37 protein-coding genes and 1 riboswitch are annotated in these 26,485 nt (G+C 47.4%); of the genes, 11 read left to right on the forward strand and 26 right to left on the reverse strand.

The genetic code is table 11. From position 1 onward, the window contains the following. The 3 genes from GVY42_RS09755 to GVY42_RS09765 are packed head-to-tail and all read right to left on the reverse strand — an operon-like array spanning position 1 to position 1,361. Positions 1–474, reverse strand: coding sequence for a GNAT family N-acetyltransferase (locus tag GVY42_RS09755; protein ID WP_159563110.1), 474 nt, complete (start codon positions 472–474; stop codon positions 1–3). Beyond that, a complete protein-coding gene (locus GVY42_RS09760; RefSeq protein ID WP_159563111.1) occupies positions 474–773 on the reverse strand; it encodes a hypothetical protein in 300 nt (99 codons plus the stop codon). The genes GVY42_RS09755 and GVY42_RS09760 overlap by 1 nt, the downstream gene beginning before the upstream one ends. A 57-nt stretch (positions 774–830) precedes the next feature. After that, positions 831–1,361 carry a GrpB family protein gene (locus tag GVY42_RS09765; RefSeq protein WP_159563112.1) on the reverse strand — a complete coding sequence of 177 codons (531 nt, stop codon included), beginning with the start codon at positions 1,359–1,361 and terminating at the stop codon, positions 831–833. Positions 1,362–1,513: 152 nt separating this feature from the next. Here GVY42_RS09765 and GVY42_RS09770 point away from each other — a divergent pair, with 152 nt between their 5' ends. Further along, positions 1,514–2,059: a TraR/DksA C4-type zinc finger protein gene (locus GVY42_RS09770; RefSeq protein WP_078147954.1), complete on the forward strand. Its 546-nt coding sequence runs from the start codon at positions 1,514–1,516 to the stop codon at positions 2,057–2,059. Positions 2,060–2,103: 44 nt separating this feature from the next. Here GVY42_RS09770 and GVY42_RS09775 read toward each other — a convergent pair whose 3' ends face one another. Continuing rightward, complete coding sequence (locus GVY42_RS09775) at positions 2,104–3,087, reverse strand: M23 family metallopeptidase (RefSeq protein ID WP_159563113.1); 984 nt, start codon at positions 3,085–3,087, stop codon at positions 2,104–2,106. Between the two features lie 348 nt (positions 3,088–3,435). Beyond that, entirely contained in the window at positions 3,436–4,224 is a 789-nt protein-coding gene (locus tag GVY42_RS09780) for a GNAT family N-acetyltransferase (RefSeq protein WP_159563114.1), read from the reverse strand. A gap of 50 nt (positions 4,225–4,274) precedes the next feature. On the opposite strand from GVY42_RS09780, the gene GVY42_RS09785 reads away from it, so the two are divergent. Continuing rightward, positions 4,275–4,739, forward strand: coding sequence for a GNAT family N-acetyltransferase (locus GVY42_RS09785; protein WP_159563115.1), 465 nt, complete (start codon positions 4,275–4,277; stop codon positions 4,737–4,739). Here GVY42_RS09785 and GVY42_RS09790 read toward each other — a convergent pair. From GVY42_RS09790 to GVY42_RS09800, 3 genes are all read right to left on the reverse strand, one after another. Then, positions 4,728–5,318, reverse strand: coding sequence for an NUDIX domain-containing protein (locus tag GVY42_RS09790; RefSeq protein ID WP_159563116.1), 591 nt, complete (start codon positions 5,316–5,318; stop codon positions 4,728–4,730). The two genes, GVY42_RS09785 and GVY42_RS09790, sit on opposite strands and share 12 nt — an antisense overlap. Continuing rightward, positions 5,315–6,319, reverse strand: coding sequence for a S66 peptidase family protein (locus tag GVY42_RS09795; protein ID WP_159563117.1), 1,005 nt, complete (start codon positions 6,317–6,319; stop codon positions 5,315–5,317). Before GVY42_RS09795 ends, GVY42_RS09790 begins: the two co-directional genes overlap by 4 nt. A 63-nt stretch (positions 6,320–6,382) precedes the next feature. After that, positions 6,383–6,691: a hypothetical protein gene (locus tag GVY42_RS09800; protein ID WP_031421923.1), complete on the reverse strand. Its 309-nt coding sequence runs from the start codon at positions 6,689–6,691 to the stop codon at positions 6,383–6,385. Positions 6,692–6,833: 142 nt separating this feature from the next. Here GVY42_RS09800 and GVY42_RS09805 point away from each other — a divergent pair, with 142 nt between their 5' ends. Together GVY42_RS09805 and GVY42_RS09810 are read left to right on the forward strand one after the other, a co-directional pair. Then, a complete protein-coding gene (locus tag GVY42_RS09805; protein WP_159563118.1) occupies positions 6,834–7,148 on the forward strand; it encodes a hypothetical protein in 315 nt (104 codons plus the stop codon). A gap of 74 nt (positions 7,149–7,222) precedes the next feature. After that, a complete protein-coding gene (locus GVY42_RS09810; protein ID WP_074035413.1) occupies positions 7,223–8,008 on the forward strand; it encodes an SDR family NAD(P)-dependent oxidoreductase in 786 nt (261 codons plus the stop codon). A gap of 35 nt (positions 8,009–8,043) precedes the next feature. On the opposite strand, the gene GVY42_RS09815 is transcribed toward GVY42_RS09810, so the two are convergent. The 12 genes from GVY42_RS09815 to GVY42_RS09870 form a co-directional block, all read right to left on the reverse strand. Beyond that, on the reverse strand, positions 8,044–8,838 hold the full coding sequence (locus tag GVY42_RS09815; protein WP_159563119.1) for a GNAT family N-acetyltransferase: 795 nt from the start codon (positions 8,836–8,838) through the stop codon (positions 8,044–8,046). 44 nt (positions 8,839–8,882) lie between these two features. Continuing rightward, positions 8,883–9,380: an NUDIX domain-containing protein gene (locus tag GVY42_RS09820; RefSeq protein ID WP_159563120.1), complete on the reverse strand. Its 498-nt coding sequence runs from the start codon at positions 9,378–9,380 to the stop codon at positions 8,883–8,885. Next, positions 9,377–10,444 carry a trans-acting enoyl reductase family protein gene (locus GVY42_RS09825; RefSeq protein ID WP_159563121.1) on the reverse strand — a complete coding sequence of 356 codons (1,068 nt, stop codon included), beginning with the start codon at positions 10,442–10,444 and terminating at the stop codon, positions 9,377–9,379. Before GVY42_RS09825 ends, GVY42_RS09820 begins: the two co-directional genes overlap by 4 nt. 40 nt (positions 10,445–10,484) lie before the next feature. Continuing rightward, complete coding sequence (locus GVY42_RS09830; RefSeq protein WP_159563122.1) at positions 10,485–10,964, reverse strand: hypothetical protein; 480 nt, start codon at positions 10,962–10,964, stop codon at positions 10,485–10,487. 90 nt (positions 10,965–11,054) lie between these two features. After that, a complete protein-coding gene (locus tag GVY42_RS09835) occupies positions 11,055–11,684 on the reverse strand; it encodes an NADPH-dependent FMN reductase (protein WP_371729915.1) in 630 nt (209 codons plus the stop codon). Then, positions 11,681–12,673 carry a ring-cleaving dioxygenase gene (locus tag GVY42_RS09840; RefSeq protein ID WP_159563124.1) on the reverse strand — a complete coding sequence of 331 codons (993 nt, stop codon included), beginning with the start codon at positions 12,671–12,673 and terminating at the stop codon, positions 11,681–11,683. The genes GVY42_RS09835 and GVY42_RS09840 overlap by 4 nt, the downstream gene beginning before the upstream one ends. Before the next feature lie 27 nt (positions 12,674–12,700). Then, positions 12,701–13,144, reverse strand: a complete 444-nt coding sequence (locus GVY42_RS09845; RefSeq protein WP_031421914.1) for a MarR family winged helix-turn-helix transcriptional regulator — start codon at positions 13,142–13,144, stop codon at positions 12,701–12,703. A gap of 130 nt (positions 13,145–13,274) precedes the next feature. Beyond that, complete coding sequence (locus tag GVY42_RS09850) at positions 13,275–13,706, reverse strand: GNAT family N-acetyltransferase (RefSeq protein WP_159563125.1); 432 nt, start codon at positions 13,704–13,706, stop codon at positions 13,275–13,277. A gap of 11 nt (positions 13,707–13,717) precedes the next feature. Next, a complete protein-coding gene (locus GVY42_RS09855; RefSeq protein WP_159563126.1) occupies positions 13,718–14,848 on the reverse strand; it encodes a tetratricopeptide repeat protein in 1,131 nt (376 codons plus the stop codon). Positions 14,849–14,897: 49 nt separating this feature from the next. Then, a complete protein-coding gene (locus GVY42_RS09860) occupies positions 14,898–15,437 on the reverse strand; it encodes a DUF402 domain-containing protein (RefSeq protein ID WP_159563127.1) in 540 nt (179 codons plus the stop codon). A 65-nt stretch (positions 15,438–15,502) separates the two neighbouring features. Next, positions 15,503–16,555: a DUF58 domain-containing protein gene (locus tag GVY42_RS09865; protein WP_159563128.1), complete on the reverse strand. Its 1,053-nt coding sequence runs from the start codon at positions 16,553–16,555 to the stop codon at positions 15,503–15,505. A gap of 2 nt (positions 16,556–16,557) precedes the next feature. Further along, complete coding sequence (locus GVY42_RS09870; protein ID WP_012727616.1) at positions 16,558–17,478, reverse strand: MoxR family ATPase; 921 nt, start codon at positions 17,476–17,478, stop codon at positions 16,558–16,560. A gap of 93 nt (positions 17,479–17,571) precedes the next feature. Here GVY42_RS09870 and GVY42_RS09875 point away from each other — a divergent pair, with 93 nt between their 5' ends. Both GVY42_RS09875 and GVY42_RS09880 read left to right on the forward strand, forming a co-directional pair. After that, the gene (locus GVY42_RS09875) at positions 17,572–18,264 is read left to right on the forward strand and encodes a hypothetical protein (RefSeq protein WP_159563129.1); all 693 of its coding nucleotides are present in this window, start codon (positions 17,572–17,574) and stop codon (positions 18,262–18,264) included. Positions 18,265–18,337: 73 nt separating this feature from the next. Continuing rightward, positions 18,338–19,078: a hypothetical protein gene (locus tag GVY42_RS09880; RefSeq protein WP_159563130.1), complete on the forward strand. Its 741-nt coding sequence runs from the start codon at positions 18,338–18,340 to the stop codon at positions 19,076–19,078. On the opposite strand, the gene GVY42_RS09885 is transcribed toward GVY42_RS09880, so the two are convergent. Next, the gene (locus GVY42_RS09885) at positions 19,075–20,034 is read right to left on the reverse strand and encodes an aminoglycoside phosphotransferase family protein (RefSeq protein ID WP_159563131.1); all 960 of its coding nucleotides are present in this window, start codon (positions 20,032–20,034) and stop codon (positions 19,075–19,077) included. The two genes, GVY42_RS09880 and GVY42_RS09885, sit on opposite strands and share 4 nt — an antisense overlap. 39 nt (positions 20,035–20,073) lie before the next feature. Then, positions 20,074–20,172, forward strand: a riboswitch (TPP riboswitch). 66 nt (positions 20,173–20,238) lie between these two features. Here GVY42_RS09885 and thiW point away from each other — a divergent pair. Both thiW and GVY42_RS09895 read left to right on the forward strand, forming a co-directional pair. Beyond that, positions 20,239–20,724 carry an energy coupling factor transporter S component ThiW gene (thiW, locus tag GVY42_RS09890; protein WP_159563132.1) on the forward strand — a complete coding sequence of 162 codons (486 nt, stop codon included), beginning with the start codon at positions 20,239–20,241 and terminating at the stop codon, positions 20,722–20,724. Between the two features lie 59 nt (positions 20,725–20,783). Then, a complete protein-coding gene (locus GVY42_RS09895) occupies positions 20,784–21,047 on the forward strand; it encodes a hypothetical protein (RefSeq protein ID WP_031421897.1) in 264 nt (87 codons plus the stop codon). On the opposite strand, the gene GVY42_RS09900 is transcribed toward GVY42_RS09895, so the two are convergent. Beyond that, entirely contained in the window at positions 21,042–21,518 is a 477-nt protein-coding gene (locus tag GVY42_RS09900) for a GNAT family N-acetyltransferase (protein WP_159563133.1), read from the reverse strand. The two genes, GVY42_RS09895 and GVY42_RS09900, sit on opposite strands and share 6 nt — an antisense overlap. Before the next feature lie 117 nt (positions 21,519–21,635). Between GVY42_RS09900 and GVY42_RS09905 the strand changes: the two genes are divergently transcribed. Then, positions 21,636–22,058 carry a VOC family protein gene (locus tag GVY42_RS09905; protein ID WP_159563134.1) on the forward strand — a complete coding sequence of 141 codons (423 nt, stop codon included), beginning with the start codon at positions 21,636–21,638 and terminating at the stop codon, positions 22,056–22,058. Then, positions 22,058–22,456 carry a VOC family protein gene (locus tag GVY42_RS09910; protein ID WP_159563135.1) on the forward strand — a complete coding sequence of 133 codons (399 nt, stop codon included), beginning with the start codon at positions 22,058–22,060 and terminating at the stop codon, positions 22,454–22,456. Before GVY42_RS09905 ends, GVY42_RS09910 begins: the two co-directional genes overlap by 1 nt. A gap of 118 nt (positions 22,457–22,574) precedes the next feature. Here GVY42_RS09910 and GVY42_RS09915 read toward each other — a convergent pair whose 3' ends face one another. Both GVY42_RS09915 and GVY42_RS09920 read right to left on the reverse strand, forming a co-directional pair. Continuing rightward, a complete protein-coding gene (locus GVY42_RS09915; RefSeq protein ID WP_159563136.1) occupies positions 22,575–23,042 on the reverse strand; it encodes a hypothetical protein in 468 nt (155 codons plus the stop codon). 3 nt (positions 23,043–23,045) lie between these two features. Next, positions 23,046–23,237, reverse strand: a complete 192-nt coding sequence (locus GVY42_RS09920; RefSeq protein ID WP_159563137.1) for a helix-turn-helix transcriptional regulator — start codon at positions 23,235–23,237, stop codon at positions 23,046–23,048. 177 nt (positions 23,238–23,414) lie between these two features. Here GVY42_RS09920 and GVY42_RS09925 point away from each other — a divergent pair, with 177 nt between their 5' ends. Continuing rightward, positions 23,415–25,229 carry an LTA synthase family protein gene (locus GVY42_RS09925; protein WP_159563138.1) on the forward strand — a complete coding sequence of 605 codons (1,815 nt, stop codon included), beginning with the start codon at positions 23,415–23,417 and terminating at the stop codon, positions 25,227–25,229. Between the two features lie 35 nt (positions 25,230–25,264). Here the strand turns inward: GVY42_RS09925 and GVY42_RS09930 are convergent, their stop codons facing one another. Beyond that, positions 25,265–26,149, reverse strand: coding sequence for a VOC family protein (locus GVY42_RS09930; RefSeq protein WP_159563139.1), 885 nt, complete (start codon positions 26,147–26,149; stop codon positions 25,265–25,267). Between the two features lie 14 nt (positions 26,150–26,163). Next, the gene (locus GVY42_RS09935; protein WP_159563140.1) at positions 26,164–26,448 is read right to left on the reverse strand and encodes a putative quinol monooxygenase; all 285 of its coding nucleotides are present in this window, start codon (positions 26,446–26,448) and stop codon (positions 26,164–26,166) included. Between the last annotated feature and the right edge of the window lie 37 nt (positions 26,449–26,485).

Below are 26,485 nucleotides of genomic sequence, written 5' to 3' on the forward strand. Positions count from 1 at the left end.
TTATTCCTCCAATTTTTTCATGACAATCTGACGTTTTGGGGTGAACCCGATTTCGCTATAAAACGAAGCAGCATCCGTATTGTTCATCCAGTAATCTAGTTCAATCGATTTGAATTGGTGGTCAAGCGCCCATTGCTCCATCCATTCCATCACACGTCGACCGTAACCGTTCCGTTGATACATGGGGTCGATACTGATGTGATGAACATACACCACGCGAACAGCTTGACGAAACGCGTTCGCCTCACCCACTTTCTCTTCGAACCATATGTAACCGATTGGAGTTGCTTCAAGCTGCATCACCATATAGTGATGACCGGGTCTTCCAATCAGCGTGGAAAAGGCTTCATACATCTTCCCTTCCTCATACTCCGCAAAAAAGGTCGGATTTATATGGACGTGATGCTCATGGATGGAACGATTCAACCGTGCGATGAGGCGGGCATCGGTCGTAGGGGTAAATGTGATCTCCATCATCCGGTATAGTTTGAATGGTTTCGATCTTCGTTTACCCCGTGCGGTTTTTCAGTTCCGCGCAACGTATGCTCACTCGAAGCCTCCGTTCCTTTCCCATTTAGGCGACGTTGAAGCGGACGAGCCAAAAAGTAACCAATCAAGAGCGAACTAGGTAAGACGAGAAAAAATGTACCGAGCAATGTCAACATATATCCTTTGTCCGAGTCTCCGGCAATCACACGGAGGATAAAGAACAGACCGATGAAGACAAGCGCGGCCAGAGAATATTCTACACATTTCCCGAGAAATCGTTTCATACGACATCTCCCCTTTTAAGGTTTGATGTATTATACGACCATTTCCATAAAAAGGTTTCACGCGTCTTGATTTTCTTTATACCACTTCGTCGCCAACCGTTCCGTCTCGATGATCCAGTCATGCTTTCCTTGAATGTATCCTTCCATGTCTTCTGGATGCTGTGCCGCAAGTTGAAGCTTCAGCTCACCATACGCATCGCGAACATCAGGATAAGCTCGCAAGTAATCCCGGAAGGCAAGGTGTCTTATGACATCCGGATTCCCTTCTTCAAACACATGCACGTGAACCGTCCGTTCTTCTTCTCCTTCTCCTTTACGGAAATAGCGACGTTTCGGAATCCCATATTCACCAAGTCCACGGTACCCGAGTGCCTCCATCCGCTCCGTGTAGTCATCGACTCGTTCGATGTCCCGTACGACCGGCATCATGTCGATGATTGGTTTTGCCGCCAATCCTTCGACCGATGTACTTCCAATGTGATGGATCGCGACAAGTTCCTCTTCGAATAACCGACTCAATTTACCAGCCTCTTCTTCAAACTTTTGATTCCATTCCGGATTGTATTTCACTACTTCGACTTTTCTCATGATTTGTTCCTCCTTTTTTAAAAGAACTCTTTATTCTCATCATACCCTTTCTAAACATCGCTCGACATGAGGGATTCCACTTCAAATGGTTTGTACACAAATAAAATGGGAAACCTTATATTAATGACTTGAGAACTGGAGAGTGAATGGATATGTTGACTGAAGAACAAATCGAAACGTTTAAAAAACGATTATTGAAAGAAAAAGCAAAAACCGAAGGATACATGGATAATCGGGAAGAGACATATGATGAAGGAGAGCTCTCTCATTACGACAACCACCCTGCCGACTCGGGCGAAGAGCTCTTTTTACGGGAACGAGACCAAGCCCTTAATGAGCTCGATGAAGAGTTCTTGAGTGACGTCGATAAGGCGCTATTAGCCATTCAGAATGGGACGTATGGACAATGTGAGGTGTGTGGGAAAGACATTGAACTAGACCGTTTGGAAGTCATTCCAGAAGCCACCCTTTGCATCGAACACGCTCGGGCACAAGAAGAGGAAGAACACGCGCATGAAGTCGATCGACCGGTCGAAGAAGACGTGTTGAACCCTAATGAGACAGCTCGACGCAAAGAGTTAGACGGAACGGATCAACCTGGTCAAAAAACGGACGCCTTCTCCCAAGTAGAAGACTACGGAAGCTCAGATACGATTGCCGACAGCGAAGGCAACCACGATCCGACGCGCGAACAGTAAAAAATGCCCTGACCTCATTCGAGAGGCTCAGGGCATCTGTCTGCTTAAAACGTGGCTTTTACCGGAGAAGCACCACCGAGGCGCTCTGCCAGTTTCATCGGGTCGACGGCATTCCCAGCTGAACTAGCCGAGAAATTGTAGTCCCCTTTATGAATCTCAAAGTGTAAGTGCGGACCTGACGAGTTGCCCGTGTTTCCGATTTGACCGATCGGTTCGCCTTGGCGTACTGACTGACCTGTCTTGACATCCACTTTGTGCAAGTGTGCATACACGGTCGTCCATTTTTGACCGTCTACGTTGTGTTCGATTTGTATGTGGTTTCCATAAGGTCCACTGGAGCTGACTTTTGTCACTTTTCCAGCTTCCGCGGCGTATACAGGTGTACCTGTTTTGGCAGCAATATCGAGACCGTTATGGAATGTGTATCCGAACTGTCCACTCGCCGAACCGAACCCTTGAGAGAGGCGACCTTCCGCCGGCATTAAGAACCGATCGGGGGCCATCGCTTCATACCGTTTCTTTAAATCACTCAACTGATTCGTTTGTTTCTTATATTGTTTCGACTTTTCGTCATATGACGCTTTCACGTCTTGACGTGTCGCTTCAATTTGCTCTTGTTCTTCTTTCAGTTGCTTCAATGCTTCATTTGCTTGGTTTTTCTTTTCAACAAGCTCTTGATGTGCTTCTTCCGCTTCAGCGGCTTCCGCTTTCGCACTCGGCAACACCGAAGAAACGACTTTTGCGAAGAGCGACTGTTCTGCAGGAATGAGTGACTCTTCCACTTCTTCTAATTCTTTAGAAGTTCCTTCAATTTTATCTCGCAATGCCTCCGCCTTATGGTCGACTTGCTTCAACTTCGTTTGAATGGCGTGAATGGATTGTTTCGTATCTTTAACCTGCTGCTCCGTTTGTTGCAATGACTTTTCCGTTTGAACGAGGTCTTGCGGGGACATGTTGTCGGCAGATGCGGTTTGTCCTTGAAATAAGAGAACACCAACACCCGCTGTCATGATGAGTTGTTTCCACATATATATAATAAACCCTCCAAATTGATACATTCATGAGCTTCAAAAAAGCTACATGTGCGAATATACCACTGGGGGTTAAAAATTTCAATATATGAAGTTTTTCATTTTCATGTCATACATGACAGCATGATGTGATATTTTCAAGTGTCACTTCACAAGGATTTCACTAGCGTTTTTTTGTATAGTATCCCACCCAGACGATACCACCGATGGAAAGGAGTGTTACACTCACACTAACTGCTAGTATACCTCGCGACAGGTCGGGTGAAAGATTTGTTGTCAGCGCAATCAGGGTCGCGGTATTTCCACTAATCAGCGTAATGATACAGATGACCAACAACCGCTTCATCAAGCGTCCTTCACCATTTCAAATTGGGCAATCTCGTCTTGGACAAATCCCAATCGTCGTGCCGCTTCGACCCATTCAGGACGGTCTGATGTCAACGTGACATGAAGTGGCGATCGGCTCGCGGCCGCCCGCAATAGCCATTTCGCTTCTTCTGCTTGTCCAAAAACATCGAGCAAGACGTGATCGCGGTATAACAAAAATCCTATTCGATTCCCTTCTACGACTTTCACTAACTCAGCAGTTTGTTGGGTCACGCGCACATCGCGTTGCCAAATCGGAACGTGACTCGCCGCCGGATACAACTCATCAAATAACGTTTGAATCGGTTCAGACGTCATGTCTGCGTTCGTTTCTAATGACACCGCTTGGAAGTAGAGGATTTCTCGAGTCGTTTCGTAACCTAGTCGTTCATAGAGAGACACTGCCGCATCATTGCCTTGAATGACTTCGAGTAAACGAGTGCCTACTGCCGCCTCTTCAAATCGTTTCATCAATTCGGTCGCGACTCCTGCTTTTCGGACATGTGGGGCGACAGCAAGCCCACCACAACGTGTCTGCCGTCCTGAATCAAGATGTGCAATCCCGGTTAACACGACACCGACAGGTTCTTCACCATCATAGGCTACAATGGAACGGGACGGCTGATTTTGATCACGAACAAGAAAAACATCTTCGAACGTCTGCTCATCAAATTGAAACGGAATAATATAATCAGAAAAACCGCTCATGAACGCGCGGTATAAATCTTGTAATGGTGGATTTTGACGGTATGTAAACTGTGTCGACATATAATTCCCCTTTCTGAATGAAAATCAATAAAGCCCGAAGGAGACTCCTTATGAAAATTACGCTCGAATATCGAAATGATACGCATCAATCGATTCTCAATACGTTCGCACTACCGACGGACCAAGAAAAGTATACGACCCTGCCCAAAGACATGGATGACCCATTGCCCGATCGCATTTATCCGATTGTCATCGTCGCGTCGAAACCAGTCGGGATGTTCTTACTGCATGACAACGAACGCGTCACTTCCTATACGACCGAGTCGAATGCTTTGCTCTTCTCCGCCTTTGCCATTAACTATGAGGACCAAGGGAAAGGCTACGCTAAAGCGGCACTCCAAGCACTTCCGCAGTTCGTAAAGCAACATTTCCCTCACATTCGTGAAATCGTCCTGTCGGTCAATCTGAAAAACGAAGCCGCCTTCTGCCTTTATATGAGCGTTGGGTGGAGCGATACCGGACGTCGAATCGGTGGACCGATCGGCGAACAGCGTATTCTTTCTTTAACGATTTAAAGCATCCATTCGTGTCAAACTCTCAAATATGTTTTGCCAGTAAGTCTGACGATGCGGAACTAAATCGGCTTGCGTGATTTCAACAAGATGATTCGTCATAAGAGAGCATCCTTCAATCGTACACATGCATCCTTCTGTCAGCGACCTCAGTTCATTTCTTTGAACAGCTACGACATCCATCACTTCCTGGTCGTCAAAATGAATCGGCTCACCTTGATAGAGATAGCAATACGTATGTGCAAACTCGCGATCAAGAAACTCGTCCAGTTCAATCACGTCTTCAAAGATTCCCATAAAGGTGAGCTGTTCGAACGTCAATGACAGTCCGAGCTCTTCTTCAATTTCACGAACGCCATTCGCTATTGTCTCATCTGTTGCGAGGTGTCCCGCTGCCGTAATATCATATTTCCCGGGAAAATCCTGTTTCTCCATGCTCCTCCGCTGAAGATAGATGAGGTCTTCTTTCCAGAACCAGCAGTGGAACGTCTCATGCCAATCCCCGTCAACATGAACTTGATTTCGCTCCTTCTCCCCTATTTTCCGGTAATTCTCGTCAAAAATAGTGAGGTGCTCCTTCATTCCGACACCCCATCTTCTAAAAATCGGATAACCCTATTAGTTGCATCCAACTCAACTTGAATCCCAATCGGGAAGACGTGTGATGGAAACGTGTGCCCGATATCGACATTCGTCAAAATCGGAAAATCTTTTTCTCCGATGATTTCAAGCAACAAGTCGTTGAATGAGAAGGGAGCTGATTGATCTTGAAAATGCTCATGCTTCCCGATAATCAGACCCGAAATCTCATCAAACACACCCGCCAGCTTCAGCATACTAAGCGAACGTTCTTCTTCAGCCATCGTCTTAAACGAGTCTTCTAGAAATAGAATCGCGCCTTTCAAATCGGGATAATAATCCGACTTGAAGAACCCAGACATCGTGTTCAGATTCCCGCCAATCAACGTTCCTTGTGCCTTTCCATCCTTCAGAGAAATCCATCCTTCATTCGGTTGGAACGTCTTGACACGTTGTTGCGTCGACCAATCGAGCATCTCTTCCGTCCATTCATCAGGGATATGTAACTGAAACGGAGCCGTTCGTTCTAAACAGAGAATGTCTTTGACATATTGCTCCCCCGTCTCGAACATCCCTCCGTATTCACCGAATGAGGGGACGATTGCCGGACCGTAAAATGTGACGACGTCCGTTTTGGCATAACAGGCCATCAAGATTGCCGTGACATCACTATATCCCATGATGATTTTAGGATGACGTCGGAGTTGTTCATAATCGATATATGGTAACACCGAGTTCGAATTTGTTCCACCAATTGTACTGATGATCGCTTTCACTTCAGGATCATGTAAAAATGCGTTTAGTTCGTCAGCACGATCCCGAATGGACGAGGACCGATATCCTTCTGTTTTATATGTACACGTGCCCTCTTTCACCTTGAATCCCATCCGCTTGAGCTGTTCAACCCCATGTTGGTAACGCCCCTCAAACTGAACAGGTGCCGGAAAAGAAGGCGTAATGATCCCTATCGTATCCCCCACTTGCAACTTTGGCGGTTTAATCATGATCCCCACTCCCTCGTAACATCATTATGACCGCATTATACCGTAGGAGTGGTAAATCATGCTTCAAAATAAATCAGGGTCTTCCGATAACGTTCTCACTTTTCGAACTTTCGCCGGGCGTCCTGTCCATCCGAGTGCCACAAAGAAAAATGCACCTGCGAGTACGCCGAATAAAGCGGTCAACCCTACTTGAATCCCAACAAATCCATACTGTTCTCCAAGTTTCACGAGGAAGAGCGGTGCAAACAGACAAGTCATACTGAGTGAAAAAAGACCTCCCCATACTCGTCGCTTTGCATTACCAATGGTGAACCAACCAAACGCAATCCAAACACAAGCAACCAATCCTAGCGCACCAACCATCATCCACATGCCCACACCTCACCTTTTCGTTTTTCTTTCTATTCCCCATTTTTCTTGTGATTCCTACTATTTTTTCAAGTAATGAGGGAATTTCCGGGTAAAGGTAAATTAGATAAGATGCGGAACGGGACGACAAAGGAGTGAGGTAGACATGAGTTCACGATTAAACTTTGCCTTAATCTTTCTCGGTCTTTTTTTAGTCGCCGTTTATTGGATGAGCACGTGGAATGACAACATGGTCGAAGGACAGATTGAACGAATCGATATCCCCCAAATATTGATTGAATCTACCGAATCCTCTGAAAAAGTCACATTGCGTGTCATCTTGATCAATGATCAAACCGAAGTTACCGGCATCGTCAATAGCGTACAAGGACTACAGAGCGGCCAACTGGTGACAATCGAGGTCATCCCGACGGATTCGAACTTGAACATCGCACGCACAATCGAAGTCACCGCTCCATGATTTTTTTGAAATGAAGCGTAACTTTTCCAGAACTGTGGAATATGAGAACAGAATCATAAAAAGGAGTGATCGGATTGATTTCAAATAAATTACTATCTGGAAAAGTAGCGTTTGTGACCGGGGCAGCCTCCGGAATCGGACGTGCCGCGGTCATCCGCTTCATTCAAGCCGGAGCAAAAGTCGCCATTGTCGATTTGAATGAAGAAGATGCGATGCGTCTCGCAAGCCTTGTCGGGGAAGAACGCGCCATCGGCATCAGTGCAGATGTGTCGGATGAATCCGCAATGAAAGAGGCCTACGAACGGACAATGGAACGATTTGGTCAACTCGATATCGTCTTCGCGAACGCCGGTCGAAACGGGACCATCACACCGATTGAACATTTATCATTGGATGATTGGAATGGCGTGGTGGAGACGAACCTCACTGGAACCTTTTTGACCGTCAAACATGCTATTCCTCATTTGAAAGAGAATGGCGGGAGTATCATTATCACTTCATCGATTAACGGGAACCGCTATTTTAAAAATTTCGGATTCAGTGGCTACGCGACGACAAAAGCAGGTCAAACCGGCTTTGCAAAAATGGCTGCTGCGGAACTCGCTCAATTCGGGATTCGTGTCAATTCCATTTGTCCCGGGGCCATCGATACGAATATTGACGATTCGACCAATCGAGACGATGCGTTGCTCGAAGAAGTTGTCATTCCAATCGAATATCCACTCGGGAATCAACCGCTTGCCGGAAAATCGGGCTCCGCGAAACAAGTCGCCGATGTCGTCTTATTTTTCGCGAGCAACATGTCGAGCCACGTCACCGGCTCTGAAGTATACGTCGATGGGGCTGAATCGCTCTTGTAATCGAAAAGCAGGTCACCTCACCCGAGGCGACCTGCTTATTTAAGGATTGGACTTTTCATGACCGCTTTTTGATAGAACGGCTGAAATCCAAGCCGTTCCATATTGCGACCAGACGCCGAATCGACTTTCGTCGTAACCGTCAACAGATTGCATCCAAGTGCTTTCGCTTCGGCAATTCGTTCCAAAATAAGTTGTGTCTGGTACCCTTTTTGCCGATACGTCGGAACGGTGCTCGTCAGAAACAACTCTCCAATCCCGTCTTGCGTGGCTAAAATCCCACCCGCTACGACAGCATCCTCTTCTCGCACGAGATAAGCATGATTACTCGGCAGTGCGTAAAAGCCTTTGGCTGTATCGACCGTCTCTTGAAGGATTGTGCCCGACTCGGCGAATCCAGCCGCAACGGCGTATGCCCACTCATGGAGTGTCTCATCCTTCACTTTTTCGACCTGAGTCGGTACAGATGTGGAGGCATGCTGTGTCAAATCCAACGTCCATACGTCCAAAAAATGATCGAGCGTGTAGTTACGTTCTTGCAATAAGCGGAGCAAGGAGTCTTCCGCTAATGGACAAACCTCAATATGTAGACGCGAGACATTTTTCCCGCGTACCCATTTTTCCATTTGATGCAGGTCGTAAAAGCTTGTCGGCCGATTCAATCCAAATCCGACCGCAAAACTCATATTCCCCATTTTGAACACGTGTCCTTTTCCTTCTACGTGTAGTTCCGCACCTTCATAGGGAGGGGTTTGTTTACGATGTCGAATGTAAGCAGACGTCCCCTCTGCTTTGATGCGTTCGATACGCCTTGCCAATTCTAAACGATTCACGCTCTTCCCTCCCTTGTATATTCCATGTTGAGTGTAGCACATGTTCACGGTCGAATGAGATGACCGTATTGAATCAGCCGTTCCCGAACAGAAGGGACGAGTTCTACACACTCAAGGACCGTCTCCCACTCTTGTAACGTCACATCGACGACTTCATCTGCTTGCAGTGACAGTCGTTCAAAGTCGATTGGTTTCTCGCACACGAGACAATACATATCCAAGAAATATGTGCCCCGCTCAATCGTTGTCACGAACCGGAGTTGCTCAGGCAATACATATAGTCCCAACTCTTCTTTTAGCTCACGGACCGCACCTTGTCGACTCGTTTCCCCAGCCAAAATCGAGCCGCCCGTCCCTTCCCACAGAAGCGGATACGTCTTATCCGGATGACGCTTCGACAGCAATAATCTCCCATCTGGATCGAACGTGAACACTTCGATGACCGTGTGAAACGTATGCGGCTCTAATTCATCCCCACGAAAGTGCGTTCGACCGAGCGGTTGCCGGTTTTCGTCGAGTAAATCCCATACTTCTCGATTCATGGACGAATCTCATCAATCACGAACGAAGAGGAACCTTGAATCTCTTCGATAAAGTGAGATCCGAATAGCATGGCTGGTGTAAAGCTTCCGGCAAGCATCCCACCCGAACCGAGCAACCGCTTGACGACGGCGAGCGCCCCGTACACGGTGAAGGCATACGTACTTGCCGTTTGAATACGGACGACTACTTTTCGTCCTTCCTCATTCGTTGCTTCGCCCCATACGTACGTCGATGATTTTTCACGTAAAGCCTCGTCTGGTCCTGATACGTTTTCGTCGACATAACGGAGCAATCGTTCCTGCACGGCCTCTTTTCCAAGAATCGGGCTGAACCATGACAAAGCGCGAGCAGCATAGGCGGCCGCTGTCGGCACTGGTACCCATGTCGTAATATTCGGAATGTCCGTCGTGTAGTAGGCGGTCGAAACGTCTCCCCACGGAATCGCAATCGCGGTACGGCTTCCGCGACCAAAATCAATCGTTCTCCGCTTTGCCCCAATTGGAAATGGTGATAATTTGCCGTTCACACGTTCCACACTACTCGACCCTAGTCCACGAACGGCCGTCTTCATGGTTCCTGGTGAGATGCCAGCTGCCGCCGAAAAGCCAAGAGCGAGTGTTGTCGCATCCGGTATCAACTCTTTTAATTTCCGCGCGACACAGTCGGTCGGAATGACATCAAATCCGACACCCGAGCATAAAATCACACCACGTTCTTTGGCTTGAGCCGCTCGCTGTTTAGAATGGACATATTCGAACACGTCGATTTCCCCGGTAATATCTAAGTAATGCGTACCTGTCTCTAGACATGCCTCGATCATCACTTGGCTCGTATCCGTGAAAGGACCTGCACAATGAAGGACTAAATCTACATCGTGAAGCGCCTCGATTGCGGCTTCACGACTCAATGCGAAAATCGATGTTTCGCAACCCAGTTCATCTCCTAGGCGATGAATCGCTCTTGCGTTTCGTCCGGCAAGAACCGGACGCATTCCGTCACGAGCGGCTTGTCGTGCAATCAGCTCACCCGTATAGCCATTCGCCCCATAAATCATCCATCTCATTTTTACCCCTCCTTATGTTAATGTATCCTTGTTCGTTTCCCTAAAAGAAGTTGAATCGAACGAAAAGATCTTGGATGACATCGATGATATACACACTTCCCGTTACAATAAGCAAATATCCGATTGGGATGAGCAGACTTTTCACTGTTTGTGGTTTTGTTATGTCTCCCCGATGCTGTAGTAGACGATCCACCAAGTAAAACAAGGTCGCTGCGAGAAGACTGAGCCATGACAAGACGAGCCCGAATAGTATATGTAAAACAAACGAAGTGAACCACCTGAATCGTTTCGAACTGAGTCGATTCGCCAACCAGTCACTGCACCATGAGGTCACGACACCGTAGGTCAACATAATCGGAAAACTGACCGCTACATAGGCAACCGTCATCAAAAGGAAGCCATTCAGTACGCCACTCATCCCTCCATTTTCTCGTACACCCATCATAGTGACCCCACACGCTAACAGAATCGCATAGACGGGCGAAGCGATGGATGCTGTGACGATTTTACGATTCCACATCTGCACTCCCCCTAATCCCTTCCAACTTTACACGACCTGTTCTGAAAACGCACAAAAACCAGCCTAAATTTAGGCTGGCTTCGCGATTTGTTAATTGTTTGCAACTTCTCCGGCTTTCGTACGGACCGATTGCATCGCTTCCGTCCATGGAAGGAGTTGGTCGAGCATATCGTTGACCGATTGTGCTTGAACTTCTTTCGGAGCGAAATGCGTACCGTTCTCGAAGTCCGTGAAGAGTGAGAGTGCAGGATGGACACGTACGTGAGCGATTGACAATTCACTCAAAATGCCCCGTAAATGTTCTGTTGCCCGTGCTCCACCAACAGAACCGTATGAGACGATTCCGGCTGCTTTGTTGTTCCATTCGACGCGTAAGTAGTCGAGTGCGTTTTTAAGAGATGCTGAGATGGAATGGTTATATTCTTGGACGATGAAGATGAATCCGTCCATTTGCGCAATTTTCTCCGACCAGGCTGCAACGCCAGATGCGTCTTGACCCGCTTCGCCGAGAAGTGGCAAGTTGTAGTCTGCGATGTCGATGACTTCATAGTTGGCATCGCCATGTTTGTCGGCGAGTTCTTTCACCCATTCCCCGACCTGTGGACTGACGCGACCTTCACGAGTTGATCCGAGTACGATTCCGATGTTTAACATAGTAGTTCCTCCTTGGTTATGTTGTGATGCATCTGATTTTCCAATCAAGCGATTTAAGAAACTCATTTCATGCCCTCATATTCTTTCTCAAATGTTTTCGTGCTTCTGACCGTATCGATTGGTCGTACCATCGCCTCGATTTGCGAACGTTTCGCTTCGAGGAACGGCGGGAGTGACAACTTCTCACCGACCGTCTCGTACGGCTCGTCTCCCATGAATCCAGGTCCATCTGTCGCCCATTCGAACAAAATTTGCGGCGCGACACGTGCATAGGATGATTCAAAGAAGAAGCGATCGACGTAGCCAGAAGTCGGCAAACCGAACTGTTGGAGACGTGCTGTCCATTCATCGAGGACGCTACGGTCTTCGACACGGAATGCGACATGGTGCACGGTACCGAACCCTTGACGCGCTTGTGGAGATGTCTCGTCGTGAATGACGATCACTTGCGCTCCGTTTCCACCTTCACCTCCTTCAAAGAGATACACATCACCTTCTCGCTCGATCTCTTTAAACAGCATCACTTGCTCCATCACTTGTTTGAAATATGTGATATCTGCGATGCGAATAAAGATTGGACCGAGTCCCGTAATCGCGTATTCAAGCGGGATTGGACCGTTCTTCCACGGCTCGCCCGACGCGATGCCTTCGTTGAACTCATCCGAGATGAGTTGATACGCCTGCTCATCAAAGTCGATGAACGAGAGCGTCTTCTTCCCGAACTGTTCTTGAATCCCTTCGTGCTCGACGCCGAGACGGTCGAAGCGACGGACCCAATACGTCAACGCTTCATCTGTCGGTACGCGGAACGACGTTTTCGCGATTTCATTCGTTCCGTGCTTACCTTTCGGGATACCTGGGAAGTCGAAGAAGGTCATATCTGTCCCTGCGTTTCCTTTATCGTCCGCAAAGAATAAGTGATACGTTTGAATGTCGTCCTGGTTGACCGTTTTTTTCACCAAACGCATGCCTAACACGTGAGTGAAGAAATCGTAGTTTTTTTCGGCACTACTCGTGATTGCTGTGACGTGGTGAATTCCTTTAACATGATTCATCATTCTCTCTCCTTTTATATCTTGATTTCAAGATACATGATTAAAATTTTTTGCGGCTTCTGCCCGCTTTCCTATTTGTTTCAACTGTTCAATCGTTTCGTTTAATTGCATCCCTTCAAACACAGCGTTCATATGCTCCGTATGCTTAGGGAAAATATCTTGCATCAAGCGCTCTCCGTCATCTGTCAGCGCAGCGTATGTGATGCGACGATCGCTCGGACAAGCCTTACGAATGAGATACCCTTTTTCTTCTAACCGGTCCACGACGTACGTCATGCTTCCGCTCGAGAGGAGAATTTTCTTCCCGATGACTTGAATCGGTTGATCCCCTTTATGATATAAAAACTCGAGTACGGCGAACTCGGTCGCGTTTAACCCGTAAGACGCCACTTCCTGCTTCACCAGGTCTTGTAACGACTGAGAGGCACGTAACAGCACAGTAATTGTTTTTAATGCATCAGATGGTTCCATCTGTCTCCCTCCTTTGTCCAAGAGAGCCATTAACTTAAATTCAAATATCTTTAATTCGAGATAAATATATCATGCGACAATTCTTCCGTCAATCGATTTGATTTAAAAAATAAGACGGGTTGTTCCCATCTCATTCCCCTCGCCGAATTACAGCCATTTCACGACCGAATCGATGGCCTTCATCAACGAATCCTAGGCTTCCATATAAGTGATGCGCTGCCTCGTTCTCGGGGTGATAGCCGACGACAATCGGTTTTTCTGCGCCGATTTCTTCAAGCATCAGCTCTGTCGCTTGTCGACCAATCCCTTTGCCTTGATGAGCATGGTCGATCATGATTCGGTAAATCCACAATGCATCCAACTCTTCAAGTTCTGTATTGTACATGAGGAAGCCGACCATCGTCTCATCTTCATAAATCGCACGTGGACGTAATGTCGGTTCGTACAACGCTTGAAGTAACGAAATCGCATTCGGCTCCATATACGACTGTTGTTGCTCACTTAATTCCAAGTGACAGCATGTATACCAATTTTGTGCATCGATCGGACGTAGTGAAATCATGTCTTTCTCCTTTAGTCATATGTCTCATTTAAGTTTCTTGCATAAAATGCGATGGCACGCCGGTACCGCGCGATGCTCTCGTCCGGTTTCGGACTTGCAAGCAGTTCAAGTAACGTTCCCGTCGCTTCTTCATGGCGACCGACGTTGTAATGGGTCATCGCTTGAAATACCTTGAGCGCCCCGTGATTCGGGAATTGCTCGATTGCCTCTTCAAATAACTGTTCCGCTTCCGTGTATCGTCCGAGTGCCCGATACGTACTGCCGAGTCCGAGATATGATTCCGCCAACTCTTCCCCCGTCAACCCGAGTCGGATGGCCCGTTCATAATGCGGGACCGCTTGACGTTCTTCACCGAGCGAGTCATAGCACCACGCACAGTACGCATGTAGCCTCGGATTCTTTTCATCTTTCCGCAAGAGCGACAAGAACAGTTGCTTCGCCTGCTCAAGTTGTCCCTCCTCACGGAGACGAACGGCTCGATCAAACTCATTCTCTTCTGTCACGTCGGTCCCCTCCTGTGCGAATTCTTGATCTAACCATGCTTGTAACGTTTCATAATACTTACCGATATGTACCCCATCGACGAGTGCATGATGGGCTTGGACGGATAACGGCATAACCAGACGCTCGCCTTGACGTTCGAACTTGCCCCAGGCGATACGCGGCACGCTGTCATGTTGTTGCTGATGCGTCGGGTGCATGATACTCGTGAACGTGACCCACGGAACACTCGTGACATACAGTAAGTCGTCGGGCTCGTCATCCCCGACCACGACTTCATCGGCAGCTCGCTCCATCCGCGTCGTCACTTCCTGTAAGAATGTCGGTAAATCTTCATAAAACGTAGCCGCACAAAAGTTGAAGACATCCTCGTCTAACATGACTGTGAACGAAGGGTGGACCACCTCGTGTTCGACGACCTCTTCACCACGGATACGATAGCGCAATTCCGGAATCGCGTTCGCCGCTCTCACCGCACCGTATAAAAAGAGTTTGAAGAACGATTGATTGCTCTCCTTGGCATATGTATATAGGTTCGTGACATCTACGTTTGCCGTCACGTTGAAATGTGGCGCATCAAACGCTTTGAAAAACTCGAAGTGCTTACGTCGTGTCCACGTCTCAATTTCAATTTTTTTCATAAAAACTCCCCCTCCTACGCTCTTACTGTAGCAGAGAGAGTGAATTCGCTCATAGCTTTTGTTTTAACTGTTCGTAATGTCCTTTTGCCAAATCAAAGTAGATGAAGTCTCCACGTTCGATTCGTTCGAGCGTCGCTTCGAATTCACGCCATCCACGTTCGACCTGTTCAGGTGTCAGCTCGCCGCTCTTGGTCGCCTCTTCAAACTCATCCTCATCCTTTTTGACGATATCCCCATTTGGAAACACGAGAATATCGAGCAACAAGTCATCCATATAAGGGATACCCTCTTCTTCGCCGATTCGGTCAACGAGGTCGATATACCACTGCACGATTTCGCCTTCCGGATTGATCATCGCTGTCACACCGAACGGTTCATTGTCCGGGAAATATTGGAGCCAAGCAAACCCGGCATCCGCCACGATGAATTCTTCCCCTTTATGCTTTTTATATAATGGTGCCCGAACCTCATCGATTTGGAATAAGGCGACGACGCCTGAAAATTGTTCCGTCTGAACACGAACTTGCGCATAGCGGTTCTTTAAAATCCTTTCCCAGTCTCGTCGATTCGCATACTTTCGCTTTGCCATATGGATCTCTCCCTTTCGATCATCTCTGTATGATTACAGTTCGCCAGAAGAAAGAAAGTTCCTTGTTAGTCATACAGGTTATGCTGATTGAACCAGACGAGATGACTTTGCTTCAAGCGTTTCCGCTCGACCATACGGACGAACGCGTCTGTCGAGATGAAACGGTTCCCGGGATGGAGGTCGGCCAGCATCAAGAGGATGAGGCGTGAACCTCGCTCTCCCTCTTGAAGAGAGATATGTTCCATCTTCCCTTCCCCGTTGAAGCGGTTGATGAACAGCTCGACTTTACACTCTTCTTTTAAGAGTCGGGTCGTCACATATGCGACTTGGCTGATGATCGACTCGAAGTCGTGATGTAACGTGTAGCCGGACGGCCCACTCAAATCGACTGCGAACGTGAACGTATCGAGCGATGTCTTTTGAAAGACTTTCGACTGGACTCGTCCAAGTTTTGCCGTCGCGACCCAGTCAATCTCTTTTACCGGTTCCCCTTCATAAGGCTTTGACCCCAGAACCTGCAGTGGATTCCGAAGTGGTGATGCGGTCAAAGGCCGGTCACCAAGCGCTAAACGTTTCGTGCCGACCGGTGGGTGTAACGTAAGGGACGGTAATACCGTCCACCGCTTCTCGATGGGGCACTCGAGTAAGTACGTCCCGAGATGAAACGGGAGCGTCACAGCAAGTACGCATTCTTCGATGTAGGCAGGACCTCGGAATTCGGCTTGAATGTGAAGCATGTGACGAGCCTGATCTGTCCGTAATGTCAAATCCAAACTATTCGGGGACCGGTCGTGGGCTGGAAAACTGAGCGCTGTATTGGATTTCAGCCGAACACGAACCGGAAGCCCGAGTCGTTCGACGACTTCACTTCCATCTAAAATCAGTTGTACCTCCGTCTCATCCCCGACAAAGAGAAGGGATTCATGGCTATGTATGTGAAGCCGAAGAGCTTGTTCCAACTGTTTCCGTGTCCGTTCAAAGAACCAAACGATGCCCGCAAGTAAACAAAGCGCATATCCGACAATCTCCATGTACGGGACGAATACGAGAATCACCCCAGCGAATCCATAAACCGGAATCCATTGTTTCTGTAGGGCGTTATGTGTCGAGAAGGTCATCTTCAGCCCTCTACCGGCACAGAGACGGTGTCTAAGATGTAACGGATAATGTCCTGTTTCGTCGATTTGATGCCTCCTTCAAGCGTCAACGTCAAACGATGGGACAAGACATAAGGTGCCACGGCTTTCACATCTTCCGGAATGACGTACAATCGATCGTTCAGATAGGCATAACTTTGAGACGCTCGCATGAGCGCGATGGCTCCACGTGGACTGACACCGACCTCGACGGATGCATGTTCCCGGGTCGCGTGAACGAGCCCGAGTAAGTAATCGAGGACATCATCTTGAATCGATACTTGCTTCACTTCCTCCTGAGCACGGCGTAACTCGTCTAACGTCGCAACCGCCTCTACGGTTTTCCTCGTTTGGCGCATCACTTGTAAGAGGAGTTCTCTCTCTTCCGCAACATCAGGATAACCGACTGGAATCGAAATCAAGAAGCGATCGAGTTGGGCATCCGGTAAGGGGAACGTCCCCGCTGATTCAATCGGGTTTTGCGTCGCGATGACGAAAAATGGTTTCGGCATCGGATATGTCTCTCCCCCGATGGAAACTTGTCGTTCTTCCATCGCCTCAAGCAAGGCGGACTGCGTTCGTGGAACCGCTCGGTTAATTTCATCAATCAAGACGATGTTCGCAAAGATTGGTCCTTGGCGATGATCGAACGTCTGCGTCTGCATGTTGAAATAGTCTGCTCCGATCACATCAGACGGTAACAAGTCGGCCGTGAATTGAATCCGGGAAAACACCCCGTCGAAGCTGGCCGCAATTGTTTTGGCAAGTAACGTTTTTCCCGTGCCTGGCACATCTTCTAATAGAATATGTCCTTCCGCGAGTAACGCCGTACAACAGAGGCGTACGACATCCTCTTTTCCTAAATACACTTCGTTCAACTGTTTGATGACCTGCTCCATGCCCATATGACGACCTCCATTTTTTGTCTTAATCAAACTTTACCTTTTTATGGTAAGATAAACAACAAATAGTCTGAAAATTCAAAAGGAGGTACCCTCTTGCGCTGGACGAACAAGTTTCTTCTCATGATTGTCGCCACACTCCTCGGCACCTTTACGATAATGGTGATTGCGACGAGTGTATTCGAGTGGCTCTATAACCCGGAAACGATACCGGTCGAGGAAAGTCATAGTCTTCCAACTGATCTCCTATCGGATGAGGATGATGGAATTTTAATTGGTGAATCCAAAGCAGATTACCCGTTTGAATTGGATCCTCAAAAAGGAAAACATAGCTTTTTTGAGAGAATCACGGGATCTGGAGAATCAACACGACGAAATCTCGGACTATTCGTCGCTTTGATCGCATTCTGTTGCTTCAGTTTCTATGTCTATCGAAAACGAAAACGGCATTTGACGAACGCACGAGATGATGATGATTCAAGCATAGACCCGCTTGTAGAATCGCTACAACACAAGAACGCCTCGTCCGTTTCAACGCTCACAGCGTTCACGAACGTCCCGATTCGCGATGCACTGATCACATTCAACCAATCTCTCGTACCAGTCAAGCGATTGCGTGCTCATGAGACATTGCAAGAGTGGTTCCAACGCATCGATTTACCGATGAACCCGTCCGTTTATCATGCGGTTCGCTACGGCACCTCTTCAGGTGTGACGATTTCTGAAGAAGATACACTTCACTTCAAGAGAACACTCGATACCTACGCGACACGTCCTCACCCCGAGTGAGAATGTGCACAGGTTCTGCTTTTTCATCATGAATGATAAAATGGTGGAAAATGTCAGTTAAGGGGATGGAAACATGAGACGATGGGCGATATTCGGATTAAGTGCACTTTTACTCACGGGTTGTACAGATACGGTGGCAGACAATCCAACCCCAATCGAATCACCCGATGAACCCATCACCGAATGGACGCGTGAGGACTTTAAAGACGTCTATGACCAATACGAACAAACGAAACCGCTCCTTACTGCCCTTGAACAACAAGGAATCAAACCGTTTCGGGAGACGTTCGAACGGGTCATCATCGCAGGCAACGGCCTCGAGCATACGTATGCGGATATTTACCCATTCAAGCTCGATGACGGGACGTATGCTACCATTTTCGATAGTCAGGACGGAACGGTGATCAATGGTTCTGAGTCGGTCGCTCCGCTATTTTGGCAAGAGGAATCCTTCCTTCAATACGTCGAAGAGATTGAAAATCGGAAATTCGGTACAAGTGCCCCACCTACCGATGTCGTCCTCACACAGGATGAATTCCAAACGGTCTATGACCGCCATGCCTACACGTCAGCCCTCCTCGTCGAACTCGATGAAGCGGGCGTCGAACTGGCACGGGAGCCAATCGATGACGTGATCATTGCCGGGAACGGCGTGACCGAAGTCACTGCTGACTTGTTCGTATTCGATGTCGAGAGCGGGTATGCCATCGTATATGATCAGGACGGAGAAATTTTAAAAGGCCCCGAATCCATCTCACCGCTCTTTTGGAACGAGAAGGACTATGAGGACCTGTTAGCCAAGAATGAAGGTTAATACGTATCACGTTGTAACTTACGATATTCCAGCAACAACTTGAGCCATTGTGCCGGTTTGTCGCTGGAATCTTTTTTGTCCCGACGATGTGCTGTGACGTAGGTGTGCCATGAGATGGCCCGATACACGCATCCCAATTCCTCCGCAATCTTCATATGACGCTCGAGTATTTCTGTTGGCGCGACGTCTCTCCATTCTTTCAAATAAACCTTTCGTAACTCATGGATTTTCTCTATCCATAATGTATCATCCTCTTCCGGCAATAAATCGAACAAGATGTTCCAAAAAACACGCATGCTAAAGAATGGATGTGTGATTGTCGCATCTCCCCAATCGAGAATCACCGGTTGATTGCTTTCAGGCTCCCAGAAAATATTCCCTCCATGCAAATCGCCATGGTCGAGACTCATCGGTATACCACTTTCTAGTTCATCACACATCGACAGAAGTTCAGGTTTTAGTGCCAACACTTCTTCCCGCTGCACCCGCTCCAGATTTAGACTCATCTCAACGAACGTCGATTCGATTTCCTCCCTGAGAATAGACGGACGACGGTCTGGAACCCCCATTTTTAAAAGTTGCTCCGTCTCACCACTCATTCGTTGCTGTAATTTGGCATACTCTCGTAGCGCAACCTCATACTGTTCCTGATCAGGTACATCACGTAACGGGTGACCGGAAACTGTTCGCAAGATGAACCATGGATGAACCGGATGCACAGCGACTACGTCTGGCACGAGCCGAGGCAACATATGAGCAAGATATTGTGACAACATTCCTTCACTCTGACTGATTGAAGTGACCGCTTTAGCATAGACGCCATTGCCATGAACCAGATACGTCAAATCCGTATCTTTTTCTAGATGCCACGTCTCATTCGAAATATATTCATCAATCCACTGATCAAACTCATGCTTGAGATCAGTGTTTTCCCAGAAAACAGATAGTTGTTCCATATTCGTCCCCTTCCAATTTATGCTATACTCAAATCAATAAACGACCACTAGGGGAGCCTTCGGGCTGAGACGGCATTTGCCGGACCCTTTGAACCTGATCTGGCTCATACCAGCGTAGGGAAGTGGCTTGGGATACGTCTCTGTATATCCACGCCATTTTTCCGTCTGGAAACGTGGCGTTTTTATTTTGAAAGGAGACTATTCATGCGTATTCAACAACTCACTTGGATGGCAATGCTCGTCGCCATCGCCGTCGTCGGTTCGATGTTCATCTCGATTCCCACAGGTGTTGCCCGTGCTTATCCGATTCAGCATATGGTGAACGTGATCGCCGCAGTCACTGTCGGTCCAATCGGAGCCGTTCTCGTCGCTTTCGTCACCGGGCTCATTCGTATTATGACCGGCACAGGATCACTGCTCGCTTTCCCTGGTGGCATGATTGGTGCGTTTCTTGCCGGCATTTTCTTCGTTCGCACGAACCGCGTCTATGCTGCCGCTCTCGGAGAAATCATCGGGACCGGCGTCATCGCTTCGTTGATTGCCGTCCCGTACGCAAAACTGTTGATGAGTTCGACGTTCGGTGCATTTTTCTTTGTCCCGGCCTTCCTTGCCTCTAGTTTGACGGGCGCGCTTCTCGGTTGGCTCGTCTTGTCACGCGTCAAACAGTTGCGACCGAGCGTACTCAAATAAAAGCCCCTTTTTGGATTAAAATGGTAAACTATAGACAACATCTATAGAGGAGGGGTTTTATGTCTCGTTTCAATCAACTTGTAGCGGGTGGTATTTTGTTGTTTTTGTCCGGATTCTTATACACGCTCGAACGCATCGCACTCTACATACGTTGGTACGCCGAAATCTCAACCGGGAACTGGTTGGAAAAACCGACGTTTGTCGATCCATTTCTTCAAAACTGGTTCGTTACCTTGTTTCTCTTTGCCGCTATCCCCTTCTTCTTGGCAGCTATGAATGTCACGCAAAAAACAAGTCCATCCGAGAATCCGACCGACTCATGACGGTCGGTTTTTTGTATGATAGACCCAAATCGCTTCACCATTCCATTCATCGATTAAGCCGCTGTCGACAAAGCCGTTCTTCGTATAAAATCGTTTCGCGGCTTCATTCTCTTGATGGAGACTGAGGATGATATCATCCACGTCGTATTGTGTCTGGATGAATTCCACTGCCATGCGTAGGCACTTCGTTCCAATGCCTTTCCCCTGTTCGTTTTGATCAATCATGAAACGGTCGAGCCACACGTAACGTTCTGACTGGTTTTCCGCTCCGACCATCATAAAGCCAACCGGTCGCTCGCCTTCATAAAATGCAAAGCTCTGCCAATTGTATTTCGTATCCTCAATCATCTCTCGAAGGGATTCGGCATTCGTCTCGATGAATCGAGATTGTTTCTCGTCCACTGTCATGGCGATGACCGCCTCTCGATTGACTGCATCAACCGGTTGAATCGTGATTTCGTTTACTTTCATACATTCACCTCATTGATTTTCTCTCTCTCCCATACGATTTCTCCCGTAAAAAGTTTCTTCTCCCGTATCTTCGAAGGCTTGTATTCGCTACACTAACAATAAAAAGGAGGGGATCTTATGTTCCGAATCGGAAGTATCTTCATTCCCGTATCAGATGTAGAACAGTCTCTGAACTGGTATACAACTTATTTTCATGCCCAAGAAATCGGGCGCTGGGAAGGGGGCATCGGAATCTGTCTGCCAGATGGCTCAACTCAACTCGGATTGATTCAAACTACTTCAACGCAACCTGCAACATTTAAGGATGCGTCCGGACAAGCCCATGTTTATTTCAATATCATCTGTGAAGACATCCAGCTCGCGTATCAATCGTTCGAACAAGCAGGGTTAATTGCGACCCCGCTTCACGATTTCGGTGGTATGTCCTGTTTTGACGTACGAGACCCGGATGGACATACGATCAGCCTCATCTCAGAAGAATTGACTTCCCCGTTCCACCGTGATCGAGTGAAAGATTTGCAAACGAAAGGAAACAACTAATGAAACAAATCCATCATATCTGTATCCAAACACCGGATTATGCCGCATCGAAGTCATTTTACGAAGCGCTCGGTTTTGAACTCGTCCAGGAGTCGCCAAACTTCCATACGCGTGACTTCAACAGTTGGCTCAAGCTCGGTGATTTTTATATTGAGCTCCAGACTGCTAAAACGGATGAAACGTTACAAGACTACTCGAAACATGTGGCCGGTCCCGTCCATTTTGCTCTTTATGTGGATGACCTCAAAGTGGAAGTCGCACGACTCGAACAACTCGGCGTCACGTTTTTACCGAAGCACGGTGGCAACATCTACTTCGTCGTCGATGGACATTTAAGTAAATTAAAAGCACCGGAAGGAACCATCATTGAACTGCGTGATACGTTCGAGATTACATAATCAGAGCTTCACAGTTATCCAACAAAACCAGGTCCATGTTTGCATGGGACCTGGTTTTGTTATGCACTCTTAAAGACATAGACGTCCTATTTGAAGTAAAACGAATATATCACCTCGGTCATGAAAGCTCACGATTTTTTCTAAATGACCGTTGAAGTGAAATGAATTGTGCGACCAGAAGTAACCCATTTGAAAGAAGTGTCATTGCTAACAAGTCCACCCAAGAGTAAACCACTACACCCGTCACCTTTAATGCTATTGCCACTCCAGCAAACAAAACAGCAAACTTCGATGTAGAACCAATCAGTTTCCTTAGTTCCATTTTATATTCAGATTTCTCAACAATGTTTGCATACTCCATACCTGAGACAATATAACGAATCCATACATAGAGACTTAGAATTGCTATAACACTCAATAAAATATATGAAGACTCAGTGTTGAATATACCTGAAAATCTATTCAATAGAACGACTACTCCCAAAAATCCAATGAACAAAACGAAAGCCTCGGCTATAAAGTACAATATCCGCCTTTCTTTATATTCGTCATTTGGTAAAAACATTGTGACCCATGATTCTTTCATCTTTTACTCCTCCCAGAATAAATCATTTAAAGTGACGCCCAGAACCCTCGCAATGGCAATACAGAGTTTCAAAGAGGGATTATATTTATTTGATTCGATCAAACCGATTGTCTGTCTAGTCACACCGATCTCCTCTGCCAAATCGGTTTGAGTAAGATTCTTTTCTACTCGATGTTCTTTTACTCTATTTCCCATGTCTGTCTCCTAATTTAGTTGCACAATACTTAAAATGTAATATATATATTCCATTAACGCAATATATATATTACATATTTTTGATTACGAATGAATCTCCATCACACTTTCTACGTTTTCTCTGTTCATAAGAAAGGAAAGGATACAGTAACTACATCTTGAGTTAGGAGATCACTAATGAAATATCTCGATTATTGGAGCTACTTGTCACTCTCTCTGGCAAAGCTCTTCTTTTTTAGCTGGTTGACCGCGACGGCGTTCGACTTCTCGTTTTTCCTCATCAATTTGGCGACGATTTTTCTCCTGACGAGTTGGGCACTCGCCGTGTCTTATCCGATCCGCCGATGGATTTTATACGTTTCTCTGTTCCTGCATAGTACCCTGCTCGTCTCGGACGTCTGGTACTATCGCTATTTTGAAGACTTATTATCCGTCGCCTTACTGTCCGACATCGGGCAGATGGGAGATGTCGGAGGTGGCTTCTTGACGCTCATCCGCCCAATCGATGCGTTCTTCTTCATCGACCTCATCATCTACGGTTTGATTTTGCGTTATATGAAACGTCATCCTGTCCGTGAAGGGAAACGAAACGGAAGACGATTGGCGCTCGCTGGCTTCACACTCGGATTTCTTCTCTTCACAATCCCGCTCACCCTCAGTTATCAGCGTGGAGAAAAGTGGATCGCGGACGACCCCATCTCGAATATGCGTGAATACTATCATCTTGGATTTTGGGGCTATCACGCGATGGATGTCGCCCGAGGCGTCGAACGCGCTATGGGATGGAACGAAGCCCTGACAGACGAAGAGCGTTCTCAAATTCAAGCACTCTCTTATCAAGAATTAAGTGCCCCAAGTCCAGATACGAACGTTATCGTTTTACAACTCGAATCATTCCAAACATCCGTCATCGATCAACAGATTGATGGACAGGAACTGACCCCGAATTTGAACCGACTGCGACGTGACATGCTTTACTTCCCGAACGTGTATCATCAAACGCATGAAGGGCGAACGTCCGATGCGGAGTTCATCGTCAACACGTCACTTTATCCTGTCAAATCTGGTTCCGTCTATACGCGTTTCCCAGGAAATCAATTCAGCGCGCTCTCTCAATCCTTGAACGAGGTGGGCTACGATACGGCAGCCATGCATTCTTTCCGAAAAGACTTTTGGAATCGCAATGACTTTTATGACAATATCGGATTCAATCATTTCTTTAGCGACAAAGACTACCCCGACCAAGGCATCATCGGGATGGCACTCAACGACCAAGAATTCTTGAATACGTCGGTCGGATTCATGGAAGAGTTGGATGAACCATTTTACGCATTTTTAGTCGCTTTAACGAGTCATACACCGTACGATATCCCGGAAGACGAGAAGCGGTTGGACCTATCTGATATCGACGATCCCCTTCTCGAAAACTATTACCATACCGTTCATTTCGTCGATGCCGCTGTCGGTCAGTTCATCGAACGATTGAAACAAGATGGTTTCTGGGATGAGACGCTTCTCGTCATGTATGGTGACCACGATAGCGGTCTGACGGCGCCAGGAGAAGAGATGGCTACCCTCGAAGAAGTGGACTCGACGGTTGACGCGTTTCAACTTGACCGTGCTGTCCCTCTCTTCATCAAACCACCTGGACCGACGACAGGAGAAGTCATGGAGGCGAGTGGTGGACAAATCGATATCGCCCCGACGATTCTCGACTTACTTGGAATCTCTCCAGCATATATGCTTGGCGACTCCCTATTAAATGATACGTCAAATCTAACCGTCTTTCGGACGGGCGCTTTCCGATATGAAGATCATTACTATGAACCAGACTTGACCGAACGTACTGGTAACGGCACATGCTATTCCATTGAGACGGAAGAGCAAGTCGCATTCGATCGATGCGCCCCTTACATCGACCGCGCTTCCAGTCAGCTCCGGCTCTCGGATACTATCATCGAGAAGGATGCCCTCTCGCAAATGAGTCCATGAAAAAACTCCCGAGCTATTTGTCTCGGGAGTTTTGTTCAGTAAGCTTTACGCAATGTCGCGATATCAAGCTTTTTCATGGGCAGACATGCCTGTACAACCTGTTCAATCTGCTCTTGCGAACCTACCGTCATCATCTCTTCCATTTCCCACGGGATGATTTGCCAGGAGACGCCATAGCGATCTTTCAGCCAACCACACTCCTCTGCTTCCGGTACAGCCGATAGCTGCTCCCAGTACGAATCGACTTCTTCTTGCGACTCACAAAAAGCGATGAGCGACTGGGTCTCGTTAAACGAAAATGTATGATTTTCATTACTGTCCATCACGACAAATTCTCGACCGGATAAGACGAAACGAGCATAGTTGATTTTCCCGTCAAGCTCGTCCCCGTCTTCTTCGGTGTATCGTACCGTATGTCCGTCCAATACATATGAATCTTTGAAAATAGAGATCCAATCGTTCATCGCCGCCTCGGCACGACCGAACGCTTCTTTGACAAACAATAGACATGGCGTCACGAGCTGAATGTCCATCCCGCCATCATGCATGATTTGCCAGGAGACAACATAGCGGTCCTGCAACCACCCATAACGCTGACTGAAGTCGTACGTGTCTAATGGAATCAAGATATCCGCTCCGTCAGATAATCGTTCCCATAGCGCATTGATTTCTTCCGTCGTCGGAAGCGACACCATGTAGGAAATAGACGGATTCCGTTCTTGCACCGTCCCTCCCCCAAGCAACTGAAAGAATTGTCCAGCGAGCGATAGCGTCACAATCGTCGTATCGCCTGCTGGTGAACTTGAAAATCTCGTCGTATAGTCGACAAACGAATCTGGAAAGATGGATACATACCACTCGGCAATCTCTTCAACGTCCTGCTCAAACCAAATACATGGAATCACGGGTTGCGTAATCATGAGAATGTCTCCTTTCAGACTTCATGTAAACGATAGACCTCACGGACGGCGAGAAGCTCTCCGGCTTCATCACGATACGCCTGATAGTGCGACGACTGGATATGGTGATTGAGTGCATTTTCATCCTTATACTTTTCATAGAAGACAAACGTACCTGGTGCATCAATCGCCTCGTGAAGAACGTACGCGAGACATCCTTCTTCCGCACGCGACGGCGGAATCACACGGTGCAGCGCGTCACGTAACGCCTCTTCTTTTCCGGGATGGGCTTTCAAGATTGCAGTAATGACGATTTCCATACAGTATTCCTCCTTCAATAATGGACCTGCCTTTCTG

The sequence above is a fragment of the Exiguobacterium sp. 8A genome (assembly GCF_902506275.1).
In the GTDB taxonomy this organism is placed as follows: Bacteria; Bacillota; Bacilli; order Exiguobacteriales; family Exiguobacteriaceae; genus Exiguobacterium; species Exiguobacterium profundum.